Consider the following 14,855-nt stretch of genomic DNA (forward strand, 5'->3'; position numbering starts at 1 on the left):
ATGGCGACGGCTTACTGGCCGGCGCCGAGTTTGTCCGCGAGCGCCTGCGCGTCCGCGAAATTCAGGTCGCCGGAGTAAATCGCGCGGCCGCAGATCACCCCTTCGACGCCTTCGCTCTCGACCGAGCACAGCCGGTCGATATCGCTCATGTTCGACAGGCCGCCGCTGGCGATCACCGGGATCGACACCGACTGGGCCAGCTTGACGGTGGCATCGATGTTGATGCCCTGCAGCATGCCGTCGCGGCCGATGTCGGTGTAGATGATCGCCTCGACGCCGTAGTCCTCGTACTTGCGCGCCAGGTCGATCACCTCGTGGCCGGTCAGCTTGCTCCAGCCGTCGGTGGCGACCTTGCCGTCGCGGGCATCGAGTCCGACGATGATGTGGCCGCCGAACGCCGAGCATGCATCCTTCAGGAAGCCCGGATTCTTGACCGCGGCGGTGCCGATGATGATGTACGACAGGCCGTCGTCCAGCCACCGCTCGATCGTGTTCAGGTCGCGGATGCCTCCGCCGAGCTGGACCGGGATCTCTTCGCCGACCTCGGCGATGATGGCCTTGATCGCGGCCTCATTGCGGGGCTTGCCGACGAAGGCGCCGTTCAGGTCGACCAGGTGCAGACGCCGCGCGCCCTGTTCCACCCAATGTCGTGCCATGGCGGCGGGCTCTTCGGAGAAGACGGTGGCCTGGTCCATATCGCCTTGTTTGAGGCGTACACATTGACCGTCCTTCAGGTCGATGGCCGGAATGAGCAACATAAGCGTGACGAGCGTGTTGAAGTAAAAAGGTTGTCCTGGCGGGACCGGCGCTGCCGGCCCGGCCTTGCCTGCGTCGAACGGCTTGGTGAATCAGGGCTTCCAGTCCACGAAATTCCGGTAGAGCTGCAAGCCGAGCGCGGCGCTTTTCTCCGGGTGGAACTGCGTGGCAAAAATATTATCCCGGGCCACCGCGCTGGTAAACACGACGCCATATTCGGTTTCCCCGGCAGTATGGGCGGAATCGCGCGGCTGCACATAGTAGCTGTGGACGAAATAGAACCAGCTCTGATCGGGAATACCCTGCCACAGCGGATGCGGGCGGGTCTGGCGAACGCGGTTCCAGCCCATCTGCGGCACCTTGTAGCGCGAGCCGTCCGGCTGCGTCATGCCGTCGAGCTCGAAGCGGACCACCTCGCCCGGCATCAGGCCCAGGCATGGCGTGCTGTCCGCACCGGCCCTACTTTCCCTGCTCGCTTCGAACAGCATCTGTTCGCCAACGCACACGCCCAGCAGCGGCTTGCTGGCCGCGGCCTCGAGCACGGCCTCGCGCAGCCCCGAGGCATTGAGCGCCGCCATGCAGTCGGGCATCGCGCCCTGGCCGGGCAGCACCACGCGCTCGGCGGCGCGGATGCCCTCGGGCGCATCGACGACGCGCACATCGGCGTCGGGCGCCGCACGGCGCAGCGCCTGCGCCACCGAGCGCAGGTTGCCCATGCCGTAATCCACAATTGCAATCGTAGTCATGATGTTGGAAACGGCCGTGGCATCGCGTGGCCGTCCCCTCGGAAACGGTGGAGGGTGGTGGAGTCCGGTAGAGATCGGTAGAAACCGGTCGGCGTGGGCGGCGGCAGGAAAACCCGCCGCCCTTCATCGGACCGGTATCGAAATCAGAGCGTACCCTTGGTCGACGGAATCGTATTGGCCGCGCGCGGGTCCAGCTCTACCGCCATGCGCAGCGCCCGGCCGAAGGCCTTGAATACCGTTTCGCATTGATGGTGGGCATTGATGCCGCGCAGATTGTCGATATGCAGCGTGACGCCGGCATGATTGACGAAGCCGCGGAAGAACTCGATGGTCAGGTCGACATCGAAGCTGCCGACGCGCGCCCGGGTGAACGGCACGTGGAACTCCAGCCCCGGGCGGCCCGAGAAATCGATCACCACGCGCGACAGGCATTCATCGAGCGGCACGTAGCTGTGCCCATAGCGGGTGATGCCCTTCTTGTCGCCGATGGCCTTGGCCACCGCCTGTCCCAGCGTGATGCCGACATCCTCGACCGTATGGTGGTCGTCGATATGGGTGTCGCCCTTGGCCTCGACCTCGAGGTCGAACATGCCATGGCGGGCGATCTGGTCCAGCATGTGGTCCAGGAAGGGAACGCCGGAAGCCAGCAGCTGGCGTCCGGTGCCGTCCAGATTCAGCGCGACGCGGATCTGGGTCTCGGAGGTATTGCGGGTGACCTCGGCAACACGCATGGTGCTAATCCTGCAGCGAGGCGGCAAACGCCTCGAGAAACTGCGCATTTTCTTCGGGGGTGCTGACCGTCACGCGCAGACAGTTGGCCAGCAATGGGTGCATTTTACTCACGTTCTTGATCAGCACCTTGCGCGCGAGCAGCCGATCGAAGATTCGCGCGGCATCGGGCACGCGCACCAGCAGGAAATTGCCGGCGCTGGGGAACACGGTAACGCCCGGATGCGCGGCCATCGCCGCGGCCACGCTGGCGCGTTCGGCACGCAATTGCGCGGCCTGTTCGTCGAGCACGTCGACATGCTCGAGCACGAACAGCGCGGTCGCCTCGGTCAGCACGTTGACGTTGTACGGCGGGCGCACCTTGTCGATCTGCGCGAGCCAGGCCGGATCGCCGGCCAGGTAGCCGAGCCGGATGCCGGCCAGGCCCAGCTTCGACACGGTGCGCATCACCAGCAGATTGCCGAACTCCGGCAGCCGCGGCATCCAGCTGTGCTGCGCGAACGGCTGGTAGGCCTCGTCGACCACCACCAGGCTGTGGCACACCTCGCCCTGCGCGGCGCGCACGATCGCCTCCATGTCCTGCTCGTCGAACAGCGTGCCGGTCGGATTGTTCGGATAGGCGAGGTAGATCACCGCCGGCTTGTGCTCGGCCATCGCGGCCAGCATCGCGGCGCGGTCCAGCGTGAAGTCCGCGCGCAGCGGCACGCCGACGAACTCGAGGCCGGTGAACTGCGCCGACATCGCGTACATCACGAAGCCGGGCACGGGCGCCATCACCTTGGCGCCCGGCCGTGCGACCGCCAGCGCCAGCATGCTGATGATCTCGTCCGAGCCGTTGCCGAGCAGGATCTCCATGCCGGCGGGCACATCCATCACGTGCTTCAGGAGCGCGCGCAGCGCCTCGCTGGTCGGTACCGGATAACGGTTCAGCGCGACCTCGGCCAGCCGCTTGCCGAGCTGCTCGCGCAGCGGCGCAGGCAACTGGTACGGGTTCTCCATCGCGTCGAGCTTGATCAGACCGTGCGAATCGGCCACGTGATAGGCGCCCATGGCGCGGACGTCGTCACGGATGATTCGCTCGATCAGGGAAGGCTCGACTGCTGACATGGATTCCTCTTCGGTTGGGGAGTAAAGGGACGGCACGCGGGCCGCCCCGGCAAATCAACTGCGCTTGAGGCGGTATTCGGCGCTGCGGGCATGCGCCTGCAGGCCCTCGCCATAGGCAAGTTCCGCGGCGATCTGGCCCAGCATCTGCGCGCCCGCCTCGCTGACCTCGATCAGGCTCGAGCGCTTCTGGAAGTCATAGACGCCCAGCGGCGACGAGAAGCGCGCGGTGCGCGAGGTCGGCAACACGTGGTTCGGGCCCGCGCAGTAGTCGCCCAGCGATTCGCTGGTGAACTGGCCCAGGAAGATCGCGCCGGCGTGGCGGATCTTCTCGGCCCACTGGCGCGGATTGAGCGCGGAGATCTCCAGGTGCTCGGGCGCGATCGCGTTGGCGATGTCGCAGGCCTCGTCCATGTCGCGTACCTTGATCAGCGCGCCGCGGCCGCCGATCGAGGCCGCGATCACGTCGCGGCGCGGCATGTCGTCGAGCAGGCGGCGGATGCTGTCCTCGACCTTGAGCAGATAGCCGGAATCCGGGCACAGCAGGATCGACTGCGCCATCTCGTCGTGCTCGGCCTGCGAGAACAGGTCCATCGCGACCCAGTCCGGGTCGGTGCTGCCGTCGCAGATCACCAGGATCTCGGACGGGCCGGCGATCATGTCGATGCCGACCGTGCCGAACACGCGGCGCTTGGCCGCGGCGACATAGGCGTTGCCCGGGCCGACGATCTTGTCGACCTGCGGCAGCGTCTCGGTACCGTATGCGAGCGCGCCGACCGCCTGGGCACCGCCGATGGTGAACACGCGGTCGACGCCGGCGATCGCCGCGGCCGCCAGCACCAGCGGGTTGCGCACGCCGCCCGGGGTCGGCACCACCATGATCACTTCCTTGACGCCGGCGACGCGGGCCGGAATCGCGTTCATCAGCACCGATGACGGATAGGCCGCCTTGCCGCCCGGCACATAGAGGCCGACGCGATCGAGCGGCGTCACCTTCTGGCCGAGCACGGTGCCGTCGGCCTCCGCGTATTCCCAGCTATGGCTGCCGCATTCGATCTTCTGCTTCTCGTGGTAGGCGCGCACGCGCGCCGCGGCCGCCTCGAGCGCGGCGCGGCGTTTGGGCTCGAGCTCCTCGAGCGCGGCGTCCATCTCGGCCGGCGACAGTTCCAGCGCGGCCAGCGATTCGGCTTCGACACGGTCGAAGCGCATCGTGTATTCGAGCACCGCGGCATCGCCGCGCACCTTGACGTCGGCCAGGATCTGCGCAACGGCGCGCTCGATGGCCTCGTCCTCGCCGGCCTCGAAGGCCAGCAGCTGGCGCAGCCGCACGGGGAAGTCCGTGCTGGCCGAGTCCAGTCGGCGGATGTTCAGGCTTTGTTCGTTCATGACTCCATTCCCCGGGCCGTCGGCCATGGCATCACGCCACGGCCGCCGAGGCCCGTTCAAACGCTTCGAGGATCGGCGCCAGCCGCTCGCGCTTGAGCTTGAGCGCGGCCTGGTTGATCACCAGGCGCGACGAGATCTGCACGATCTCCTCGACTTCCACCAGATTGTTGGCGCGCAGCGTGCCGCCGGTGCTGACCAGGTCGACGATCGCATCGGCCAGCCCGACCAGCGGACCGAGCTCCATCGAGCCGTACAGCTTGATCAGATCGACGTGGACGCCCTTCTTGGCGAAATGCTCGCGCGCGGTCTGTACATACTTGGTCGCCACCGCCAGCCGCGCCCCCTGCCGCACCGCGCGGACATAGTCGAAGCCCGCCGGCACCGCCACCGACATGCGGCAGCGGGCGATATTCAGGTCGATCGGCGCATACAGGCCGGCCATCCCATGCTCCATCAGCACGTCCTTGCCCGCCACGCCAAAGTCGGCGGCGCCGTACTGCACATAGGTGGGCACGTCGGAGGCGCGCACGATGATCACGCGCACGTCCGGGTCGGTGGTCGGCAGGATCAGCTTGCGGGAGGTTTCCGGGTCTTCGGTGACCTCGATGCCCGCGGCCGCCAGCAGCGGCATGGTTTCGGTAAAGATCCGGCCCTTGGATAGGGCCAGGGTCAGCTGGTTCGGAGAAGGGCTCATCGTCTTGTTCGTGGGTCAGCCCGCGATGCGGCGGATGCGCGCACCGACGGCGGACAGCTTGTCTTCCATGCGGTCGTAGCCGCGGTCCAGGTGGTAGATGCGGTCGATCACCGTTTCGCCGTCGGCGATCAGGCCGGCAATCACCAGGCTGGCCGAGGCGCGCAGATCGGTCGCCATCACGCGCGCGCCCGACAGGCGCGGCACGCCGGTCACCACCGCGGTATTGCCTTCGACCGCGATATTGGCGCCGAGCCGGTTCAGCTCCTGCACGTGCATGAAGCGGTTCTCGAAGATCGTCTCGGTGACCCGCGCCGTGCCGTCGGCCACGCAATCGAGCGCCATGAACTGCGCCTGCATGTCGGTCGGAAAGGCCGGGTATTCGGAGGTGCGAAAGCTGACCGCCCGTGGGCGCTGGCGCATCGACAGCCGCACCCAGTCGGCGCCGCGCTCGATCGATGCACCGGCTTCAACCAGCTTGTCGAGCACCGCGTCCAGAATGACCGGCGGGACATCGCGCACCACCACCTCGCCCAGCGTCGCCGCGGCGGCGCACAGGAACGTGCCGGCCTCGATGCGATCGGCAATCACGCGATGCTCGGCCCCGTGCAGGCGCTCGACGCCGTGAATCACCAGCCGGTCGGTGCCGATGCCCTCGATGCGGGCGCCCATGCTCACCAGCAGGTTGGCCAGGTCGGTGACCTCGGGCTCGCGCGCCGCGTTCTCCAGCACGGTCTCGCCCTCGGCCAGCGTGGCCGCCATCAGCAGGTTCTCGGTGCCCGTCACCGTGATCATGTCCGTGACGATGCGCGCGCCCTTGAGCCGACGCGCACGCGCGTGGATGAAGCCGTGCTCGATCGCGATGTCGGCGCCCATGGCCTGCAGGCCCTTGATGTGCTGGTCGACCGGCCGCGCACCGATGGCGCAGCCGCCGGGCAGCGATACCCGCGCCTCGCCAAGGCGCGCGACCAGCGGCCCCAGCACCAGGATCGATGCGCGCATGGTCTTGACCATCTCGTAGGGCGCCTCGGGCGCGGTGATCTCGCCCGCGTTCAGCGTCAGCCGCGTGCCGTCCTGCTCGATGCGCACGCCCATCTGGCGCAGCAGCGCCAGCATGGTGCGCACGTCCTGCAGATCGGGCACGTTGTCCAGCGTCAGCGTGTCGGCCGTCAGCAGGCTCGCGCACAGGATCGGCAGGGCGGCGTTCTTCGCCCCCGAGACGCGGATTTCGCCGCGCAGCGGACCGTTGCCGTGGATTTCGAGTTGATCCATGAGGATGCGCGGCCGCTCAGCGCTGGCCGGGCTGGCCGGCATGTTCGCCCTGACCGCCTTGCCATTCGGCCGGCGTCAGCGTCTTCATCGACAGCGCGTGGATCTCGGCCCGCATGCGGTCGCCGAGCGCGGCATAGACGCGCTGATGGCGCTGGATCAGCCGCTTGCCCTCGAACTCGACGCTGACGATGGTGGCGAAGAAGTGCTGGCCGTCGCCCTCCACTTCGAGGTGTTCGCAGGGCAGCCCCTGGGCGATGTAGTCCCTGACTTGTTCCGGTGTAGGCAGCATGGTGAATCTCGTTTCGTCTGTGTGCGTCCCGCTCTCGCGCGTGTCGGCCCGGCCTGGTCTCGCAAGATCAGTGCCGCAGCTTGTAGCCGGTCTGCAGCAGCCGCAGCGCGATGGCCGCGACGACCGCGAAGGCGCTCGCCACCACGGCCAGGCTGAACCACGGCGACACGTCGGAGACGCCGAAGAAGCCATGGCGGAACCCGTCGATCATGTAGAAGAACGGGTTGGCGTGCGACACCGTCTGCCAGAACGCGGGCAGCGAGTGGATCGAATAAAACACGCCGGACAGGAAGGTCGCCGGCATGATCAGGAAATTCTGGAAGGCGGCCAGCTGGTCGAACTTCTCGGCCCAGATGCCGGCGATCAGGCCCAGCGTGCCCAGCATGCCGGCGCCGAGCAGCGCGAAGACGACGATCCAGGCGACATTGGCCACATGCAGGTCGGCGAACCAAACCGTCACCAGCAGCACGCCCAGGCCGACCGCCAGCCCGCGCACGATTGCGGCGGTCACGTAGGCGCCGAACATCTCCCAGTGCGACAGCGGCGGCAGCAGAACGAACACCAGGTTGCCGGTGATCTTGGACTGGATCAGCGACGACGAGCTGTTGGCGAACGCGTTCTGCAGGATGCTCATCATCACCAGCCCGGGCACCAGGAAGGCGGTGTAGCTGATCTGGTCGTAGACGCGGACGCGGTCCTCCAGCACATGGCCGAAGATCAGCAGATAGAGGATCGCGGTCAGCACCGGCGCGGCCACGGTCTGGAAGCTGACCTTCCAGAAGCGCAGCACTTCCTTGTAGAGCAGCGTGCGAAAGCCCACCAGGCCGCCCACCGCCATCGGCGCCAGGTGCCGGCTGTCGTCGCCGCCGCCGTGACGGGCGTCCTGTTGCGCCTGATCGAGTCCGGCAGGATGTTTCATACCGGGCTCTCCAGCGAGGAAGGGGTGGCATTGACCGGTTCGGTCGGGGCCGCGGCGCGCTTGCCGCCGTCGCCGCTCGCGCCGCCGTCAGTGTCCCTGTCCGCGTCGCGGTCCGCTCCGGCGTCACGCGAAGCCGGCTTGCGCCCTTCCCTCCCCATGATCTGCACGAATACGTCCTCGAGGTCAGCCTTGTTGATTTCCATGTCTTCGATTTCGCAGCCCGACTCGCGGCAGGCCGCGAGGATCGGTTCGACCACCTGGTAGCCGGACAACCGCAGCCGGATCGCGCGCTCGCCCGGATTGGACGGCATCCGCAGCGGCTCCAGCGAGGCCGGCAGGCGGCCGGCCGACAGCGTCAGCACCAGTTGCAGGCCGGCGAACTGGCTCAGCAGGCTGCTGGTGCGGTCCAGCGCCACCACCTCGCCGAACTTGAGCATCGCGATGCGGTCGCACAGGGCCTCGGCCTCTTCCAGATAGTGGGTGGTCAGGATGATGGTATGACCTTCGCGGTTCAGCCGGGAGATGAATTTCCACAGCGTCTGGCGCAGCTCCACGTCGACGCCCGCGGTCGGTTCGTCGAGCACGATCACCGGCGGACGATGCACCAGCGCCTGCGCGACCAGCACGCGGCGCTTCATGCCGCCCGACAACTGCCGCATGTTGGCGTCGGCCTTGTCGGTCAGGTCCAGGTTGGCCATGATCTCGTCGATCCAGTCGTCGTTGCGGGTCAGGCCGAAATAGCCCGACTGCAGCCGCAGCGTCTCGCGCACGGTGAAGAACGGATCGAACACCAGCTCCTGCGGCACCACGCCCAGCATGCGGCGCGCCACCCGGTAATCGCCGACCACGTCGTGGCCGTGCACGCGCACCTGGCCCGAGTCGGCCCGGTTCAGTCCGGCGAGGATCGAGATCAGCGTGGTCTTGCCCGCGCCGTTGGGGCCGAGCAGGCCGAAGAATTCGCCGCGCTCGACGCTGAAGCTGACGCCCTTGAGCGCCTGCAGATTGCGGTAGCGCTTGCGGACATCCTGGATTTCGATGGCTTTCATGGCCGATATCGTCTGGCGGGCGTGCGAGCGTCGCGCTGCCGCGCCGGGCTCCTGGAAATGGCGGGGACCGCCTGAGGGTGATACAGCTGCCGGACTGGTCGCCCGCCTGGCTTGCCGGCTGCCGGCGTGGCAGGCGCATCGCGCGTTGGCGCGCGGGCGGTGCTGACGAACGAATAACCCGGAATTATAGGGGATGCGGGGAGGTCCCCGCTTGGGACGCGGCGTCGGCTGGCGGCCGGCGCCGAGGCATCGCGACGGTGCCGGCGCGGGCCATCGCCCCGCGCTCACCGCGGATGCCGGTTCAATGTCGATGCAAGCCGGCTTGCTCGAGGGGGGCGGCGGCCGAAGCAGGCGCGGATTCGGCCCTGGATTCGGCGACAGGTTCGGCCGCAGTGTCGGCCGCAGTGTCGGCAACCCCATGCGCCGGCACCGATGCCGGGTCCTGCGGCGACAGCGCCAGCAGCGTATCGACCCCGTACAGGCTGGCGAGCGCGGCCAGTTGCTGCGGCACGCCGACGAACGCCAGGGTCCGGCCGCGCGCGCTGGCATCGCGATGCAGCGCCAGCATCACGGCCACCGCCGACGAATCGACCTGTCCGAGCGCGCTGCAATCGACCTGCGCTTCCCCTTGCGCGACGCGCGCGGCCGCATCGCGCAGCACGGCGGCGGCGTTGCGGTTGGTCAGCGAGGTTCCGAGTGAAAGCATCGAGGCGGTCGGTCGGTAAGGGGCTTGGTCGGGGCAAAACGGCCGGTGCGGGTGAAGCTTGCGCACCGAGCCGGCATTGTAACGCGGCGCAGCATCCACGTGCTGCGCCGCGTCGTCACGGCATGGCAGCCGCGCCAGGGCTCGACTTGCTCTGCTGGCTCAGCGGGCTTAGCCCTTCGCGCTGGCCAGCTGGCGGTTGCGGTCCTGCAGGGTCTTGATCACGCCTTCGATACCCTGCTGGCTGGCGATCGTGTTGAAGCTGCCCTTGTAGGCCTCGGTCAGCCAGGCGCCCAGCACGTTGATGTCGTAGACCTTCCAGCCCTGCGGCGTCTTCTCCAGGCGGTAGTCCATCTGGATCGGCTCGCCCTTGTTGATGACCTGGGTGCGCACGGTGACCTCGGTGTCTTCCGGCGCCGCGCGGAACGGGCGGAACTGCACGGTCTGGTCGCGGATCTGCGAGACGGCGCCCGCATAGGTGCGGATCAGCAGCATCTTGAATTCCTCGACGATCTGCTTCTGCTGCTCCGGCGTCGCCTTCGCCCAGTTGCGGCCCATCGCGATCTGCGTGGTCTTCTGGAAGTTGGCGTTCGGCAGGATCTTCTGCTCGACCAGCGCGGTGATCTTGGGGATGCTGCCGGCCTGCATTTCCTTGTCGGCCTTGACGGTGGCCATCACGTCGTCCACCAGCGCCTTGATCAGGCCGTCCGGGGTCGAGGTGTCCGGGCTCTGGGCCATGGCCGCGCCGGCCATGGCGAAGGCGGCGATGAAGGGAAGCAACAGTCGCTTGAACATGGTTTTTCCTTGTCTATCTTGTTCCGCCGGGGGCGGCGGGGGGTGCGTTGAGTTGGAGAGCGCGCACCCCGGGCAAGTTCATGGTGCCGGGGGCGCGGGGCGCTGGCACCGGTTATCACAGTTTGTTGCAGCGGTGACCGGGCGCTCACAAAGCCGGCGGGCCGCGCCTCCACCGCGGTGACGCCGGCGCCTCTCAGCGTCAGGGTCAGCGTCGGTGTTCAGCAATCCCTCACAGGCCAAGCCGCCCGGGCGACAGCGACGGCGCCACCGGCGGCACCGGCATGGTCTGGCCGGGCAGACTTTCGCCCGAACCGGAGCTCGGGGGCGTCGGCTTGGCGTCGCCGTCGATGCCATCGTCCTCGCGGTCCGGCGGATTGCCGTCGTAGACCAGGTACTCGCGGCGCTGCAGATAGGCGTCGCGCATGAACGAGTAGCGGTCCAGCGCGGCCATCTCGACCAGGCTGCTGGCGCCCAGCAGCTCGGCGCGGGCGCTGACCACGCGCACGCCGATCAGCGTATTGCGCATCCAGACGGGATGCAGGTAGGCCGACGGGTCGGCCTGCCGGTCGACCAGCATGCCACCGGTGTCGCGCACCGTGCTCGGACCGAACAGCGGCAGCACCAGGTACGGGCCGGGCGGCACGCCCCACACGCCCAGCGTCTGGCCGAAGTCTTCCTTGTACTTGGGCAGGCCGGCCGGCGTGGCGATGTCGATCAGGCCGCCGATGCCCAGCACGGTGTTGATCGCCACCCGCATGGTGTCCTCGGCGAAGCGCGTCGGCTTGCCCTGCAGCAGGTTGTTCAGCGCCGAGTAGACGTCGCTGACGTTGGAGAACACGTTGCTGACCGCGGTGCGCACCGGCGACGGCACGTAGTCGGCATAGACCTCGGCGATCGGGCGCATCACGCCCTTGTCGAAGTCCTCGTTGATCTTGTTGACTTCGCGGTTGAACGGCTCGAGCGGGTCGCGCGGATTGGCGTCCGGCCCCGTCGCGCAGCCCGCCAGGGCGACCGCCATCGCGCCGGCCAGCAGCCAGCGCCCGTGAACTCCCGAACCCCTCATTTCTCCGCTCCCGTGCCGCCCGCGTCGGCCGCCTTGTTGTATAGGAACTGCCCGATCAAATTCTCCAGCACCACGGCCGACTGGGTCATCGTGATCCGCGCGCCGTCGGCCAGCATGGCGGTATCGCCGCCCGCTTCGAGGCCGATGTATTGCTCGCCCAGCAGCCCCGACGTCAGGATCTTGGCCGACGTGTCCTTGGGAAACTGGTAGCGCTGCTCCAGGTGCATCGTCACCGTGGCCTGGTAGTTCTTGTCGTCGAAGCTGATCTGCGCGACGCGGCCCACCACCACGCCGGCGCTCTTGACCGGAGCACGTGCCTTCAGCCCGCCGATATTGTCGAAGCGGGCCTGCACGGTGTAGGTGTCCTCGAAGGTGAAGGCGCTCATGTTCCCGGCCTTCAGCGCGAGGAACAGCAGGGCCACGAAGCCGGCCACCACGAACAGCCCCACCCAGAAATCGAGTGCGTTCTTTCTCATCGGAATTCTCTAGTTCAACCAGCGGGATGCGACGGCGCCCATGCGGGGCTCAGGTACTGAACATCAGCGCCGTCAGCAGGAAATCGAGCCCCAGCACGGCGAGCGACGCGATCACCACGGTGCGGGTGGTGGCGCGCGACACGCCCTCGGGCGTCGGCTTGGCCTCGTAGCCCTGGTACAAGGCGATAAACGTCACGGCAATGCCGAAGATAAAGCTCTTGATGACGCCGTTCAGCACGTCGTCGCGCACATCGACGCCGCCCTGCATCTGCGACCAGAAGGCGCCGGCGTCGACGCCGATCAGCTGCACGCCGACGATGTAGCCGCCCAGGATGCCGACCGCGCTGAAGATCGCCGCCAGCACCGGCATCGCGATCACGCCCGCCCAGAAGCGCGGCGCGACCACGCGCTGCAGCGGGTTCACCGCCATCATTTCCATCGCGGTCAGCTGCTCGCCCGCCTTCATCAGGCCGATCTCGGCGGTCAGCGAAGTGCCGGCGCGCCCCGCGAACAGCAGCGCGGTCACCACCGGCCCCAGCTCGCGCACGAGCGACAGCGCCACCAGCAGCCCTAGCGCCTGCTCGGAGCCGTAGCGGTTCAGCGTGTAGTAGCCCTGCAGGCCGAGCACGAAGCCGACGAACAGCCCGGACACGGCGATGATCACCAGCGACAGGTTGCCGACGAAGAAGATCTGGTCCGACACCAGCCGGAAGCGGCGCAGCATCGACGGCGACATCGCCAGCATCGCGAAGAACATGCGCGTGGCCATGCCCAGGCCCTCGACGCTCTGGCGCACCGCCGAGCCGACCATCGCGATGGCGTTGTAGAGTGCGCCCATCACCGCCCCGCCCCGCCGACGAAGTCCTCGGCGAGCGACGGCCCGCCGTAGTGGAACGGCACCGGGCCGTCGGCCTCGGCATGCACGAACTGGTGGACGAAGGGATCGGTCGAGGCGCGCAGCGCCTCGGGCTCCCCTTCCGCCGCGATGCGGCCTTCGGCGATGAAATACACGTAGTCGGCGATCTGAAAGGTCTCGTGCACGTCGTGCGACACGATGATCGTGGTGGCGCCGAGCGCGTCGTTCAGCGTGCGGATCAGCCGCGCGGTCAGGCCCAGCGAAATGGGATCGAGCCCGGCAAAGGGCTCGTCGTACATCAGCAGCGAGGGGTCCAGCGCGATGGCCCGGGCCAGCGCCACGCGGCGCGCCATGCCCCCAGAGATCTGCGCGGGCATCAGGTCGCGCGCCCCGCGCAGGCCCACCGCGTTGAGCTTCATCAGCACCAGGTCGCGGATCATCGACTCGGGCAGGTCGGTGTGTTCGCGCAGCGGGAAGGCGACGTTGTCGAACACCGACAGGTCGGTAAACAGCGCGCCGAACTGGAACAGCATCCCCATCTGCCGCCGTGCCGCATACAGGCCGGCGCGGTCCAGCGCCGGGATATCGGCGCCGTCGAAGCGGACATGGCCGCGCTGCGGCCGGACCTGGCCGCCGATCAGCCGCAGCACGGTGGTCTTGCCGCAGCCGGAGCCGCCCATGACCGCGACGACCTTGCCACGCGGAATCCGCATGGACAGGCCCGACAGGATGGGCTTGCCGCCCGCCGCATAGGCGAAGTCGACCGCTTGCAGCTCGACGAGGTTGGGTGTGGTTTCAGTCACGTTGGCATCGCTAGGGACGGTCGGCATTATAAGTGCTAATACCTATACTCGTCCGGGCGCGTGCCGGGCAATGCGCCCGCGATGAAATGCTGCAACGCGGCGCGACGTGCGCTATCGGGCGACGAAGCGGAATCGGTTGCATTCCGGGCCAGGGCATGGCAGTGCACCGCGGCCCGGCGCCCTCCCAGTTGACGCCTCCCAGTTGGCGCCCTTCCAGTTGACGCCCTTCCAGTTGACGCCCTCCCAGTTGACGCCCTCCCAGTTGACGCCCTTGTCGCTGACGCCCTTCCGCTGATGCCCTTCCCCGCAACGCCGGCCGTGGGGGGAGACTCAAGGTTCGACCGGTCCGCCGGCCTGCCGCAGGATCACCTGCCACTGGATCGATTCCGAGCGGATCGAGGTGGCGAAGGCCTCGGGCGAGTCGCGCAGCGGCGTCAGCCCTACCGATTCCAGCCGGCGCGCGACGTCCCCCTCGCGCACCACCTCGTCGAGCACCGTGGCCAGCTTCGCCACGATCGCGCGCGGGGTCTTGGCGGGCGCCAGCACGCCCAGCCACGGCCCGGCGCCGTAGCCGTCGAGTCCACTCTCATGCAGTGTCGGCACGCCGGGCGCCAGCGACGAACGCGCCGAGCCGGCCACGCCGAGCAGCCGCAGGGTGCCCTCGCGCACATGCTGCTGGACCGCCGCGAAGTTGCAGAAGCAGGCGCTGATGCGGGCGGCCAGCATCTCCTGCACCAGGGCCGCCTCGCCCTTGGCAGTCACCAGCGGCACGCCATTGGGGATGCCGCGCACCGCGTATTCCGCATACAGATGGGCCGGGGTGCCGGCCTGCGCCGTGCCGACGCTGTAGGCACCCGGGTTGGCGCGCACCGCCGCCAGCCACTGCTGCGCCGTGCGGATCGGCAGCCGCGCGTCGATCACCAGGAACAGCGGCATCGCAGCGACCCGCGCCACCGGCGTGAAGTCGCGCACCACGTCGTAGGGCAACGGCTCCACGCCGGACTGGATCAGCATGGTGGACTGGTGCAGCAGCAGCGTGTGGCCGTCGGAGCTGGCCTTGGCGACCACGTCGCCGGCGGTGGTGCCATTGGCGCTGGGACGGTTGTCGACCTCGACCGGCACGCCAAGCTTGGCGGTCAGCTTCTCGGCCAGCGTGCGGGCGATGGCGTCCGGCACGCCGCCGGCGGGAAACGGCACGACCAGCCGCAATGGGCGGGCGGG

Annotated in this window: 16 protein-coding genes and 1 pseudogene; all 17 read right to left on the reverse strand. The window is 68.1% G+C overall.

The genetic code is table 11. The features are described 5' to 3' along the window. Positions 1 to 11 precede the first annotated feature (11 nt). Positions 12 to 758 carry a 1-(5-phosphoribosyl)-5-[(5-phosphoribosylamino)methylideneamino]imidazole-4-carboxamide isomerase gene (gene hisA, locus AC6EI8_RS05110; RefSeq protein ID WP_149319709.1) on the reverse strand — a complete coding sequence of 249 codons (747 nt, stop codon included), beginning with the start codon at positions 756 to 758 and terminating at the stop codon, positions 12 to 14. A 90-nt stretch (positions 759 to 848) separates the two neighbouring features. Further along, the gene (gene hisH / locus AC6EI8_RS05115; RefSeq protein WP_149319710.1) at positions 849 to 1,502 is read right to left on the reverse strand and encodes an imidazole glycerol phosphate synthase subunit HisH; all 654 of its coding nucleotides are present in this window, start codon (positions 1,500 to 1,502) and stop codon (positions 849 to 851) included. Positions 1,503 to 1,645: 143 nt separating this feature from the next. Next, complete coding sequence (gene hisB / locus AC6EI8_RS05120; protein ID WP_006575772.1) at positions 1,646 to 2,233, reverse strand: imidazoleglycerol-phosphate dehydratase HisB; 588 nt, start codon at positions 2,231 to 2,233, stop codon at positions 1,646 to 1,648. 4 nt (positions 2,234 to 2,237) lie between these two features. Then, a complete protein-coding gene (hisC, locus tag AC6EI8_RS05125) occupies positions 2,238 to 3,338 on the reverse strand; it encodes a histidinol-phosphate transaminase (protein ID WP_498381433.1) in 1,101 nt (366 codons plus the stop codon). Between the two features lie 54 nt (positions 3,339 to 3,392). Then, positions 3,393 to 4,721 carry a histidinol dehydrogenase gene (gene hisD, locus AC6EI8_RS05130; RefSeq protein WP_149319712.1) on the reverse strand — a complete coding sequence of 443 codons (1,329 nt, stop codon included), beginning with the start codon at positions 4,719 to 4,721 and terminating at the stop codon, positions 3,393 to 3,395. A gap of 31 nt (positions 4,722 to 4,752) precedes the next feature. Continuing rightward, complete coding sequence (hisG, locus tag AC6EI8_RS05135) at positions 4,753 to 5,415, reverse strand: ATP phosphoribosyltransferase (RefSeq protein ID WP_149319713.1); 663 nt, start codon at positions 5,413 to 5,415, stop codon at positions 4,753 to 4,755. Between the two features lie 15 nt (positions 5,416 to 5,430). After that, positions 5,431 to 6,684: a UDP-N-acetylglucosamine 1-carboxyvinyltransferase gene (gene murA / locus AC6EI8_RS05140; RefSeq protein WP_498381434.1), complete on the reverse strand. Its 1,254-nt coding sequence runs from the start codon at positions 6,682 to 6,684 to the stop codon at positions 5,431 to 5,433. A 16-nt stretch (positions 6,685 to 6,700) separates the two neighbouring features. Beyond that, the gene (locus tag AC6EI8_RS05145; protein ID WP_498381435.1) at positions 6,701 to 6,973 is read right to left on the reverse strand and encodes a BolA family protein; all 273 of its coding nucleotides are present in this window, start codon (positions 6,971 to 6,973) and stop codon (positions 6,701 to 6,703) included. 67 nt (positions 6,974 to 7,040) lie between these two features. Further along, on the reverse strand, positions 7,041 to 7,811 hold the full coding sequence (locus AC6EI8_RS05150) for an ABC transporter permease (RefSeq protein ID WP_149319765.1): 771 nt from the start codon (positions 7,809 to 7,811) through the stop codon (positions 7,041 to 7,043). 77 nt (positions 7,812 to 7,888) lie between these two features. Continuing rightward, complete coding sequence (locus tag AC6EI8_RS05155; protein ID WP_498381436.1) at positions 7,889 to 8,938, reverse strand: ABC transporter ATP-binding protein; 1,050 nt, start codon at positions 8,936 to 8,938, stop codon at positions 7,889 to 7,891. A 454-nt stretch (positions 8,939 to 9,392) separates the two neighbouring features. Next, a pseudogene (locus AC6EI8_RS05160) lies at positions 9,393 to 9,647 on the reverse strand (STAS domain-containing protein); the annotation flags it as partial. A 165-nt stretch (positions 9,648 to 9,812) separates the two neighbouring features. Next, on the reverse strand, positions 9,813 to 10,436 hold the full coding sequence (locus AC6EI8_RS05165; RefSeq protein ID WP_149319718.1) for an MlaC/ttg2D family ABC transporter substrate-binding protein: 624 nt from the start codon (positions 10,434 to 10,436) through the stop codon (positions 9,813 to 9,815). 229 nt (positions 10,437 to 10,665) lie between these two features. Continuing rightward, positions 10,666 to 11,499, reverse strand: coding sequence for an MlaA family lipoprotein (locus AC6EI8_RS05170; RefSeq protein ID WP_150082616.1), 834 nt, complete (start codon positions 11,497 to 11,499; stop codon positions 10,666 to 10,668). Beyond that, positions 11,496 to 11,975: an outer membrane lipid asymmetry maintenance protein MlaD gene (gene mlaD / locus AC6EI8_RS05175; protein WP_006575761.1), complete on the reverse strand. Its 480-nt coding sequence runs from the start codon at positions 11,973 to 11,975 to the stop codon at positions 11,496 to 11,498. The genes AC6EI8_RS05170 and mlaD overlap by 4 nt, the downstream gene beginning before the upstream one ends. Before the next feature lie 49 nt (positions 11,976 to 12,024). After that, a complete protein-coding gene (gene mlaE / locus AC6EI8_RS05180) occupies positions 12,025 to 12,786 on the reverse strand; it encodes a lipid asymmetry maintenance ABC transporter permease subunit MlaE (protein WP_150082635.1) in 762 nt (253 codons plus the stop codon). Between the two features lie 26 nt (positions 12,787 to 12,812). Further along, positions 12,813 to 13,661 carry an ABC transporter ATP-binding protein gene (locus tag AC6EI8_RS05185; RefSeq protein WP_255650892.1) on the reverse strand — a complete coding sequence of 283 codons (849 nt, stop codon included), beginning with the start codon at positions 13,659 to 13,661 and terminating at the stop codon, positions 12,813 to 12,815. 303 nt (positions 13,662 to 13,964) lie between these two features. Further along, a partial coding sequence (locus tag AC6EI8_RS05190; RefSeq protein ID WP_498381437.1) for a Bug family tripartite tricarboxylate transporter substrate binding protein occupies positions 13,965 to 14,855 on the reverse strand: 891 nt, incomplete at its 5' end.

The organism is Cupriavidus sp. R6-3, assembly GCF_059772245.1.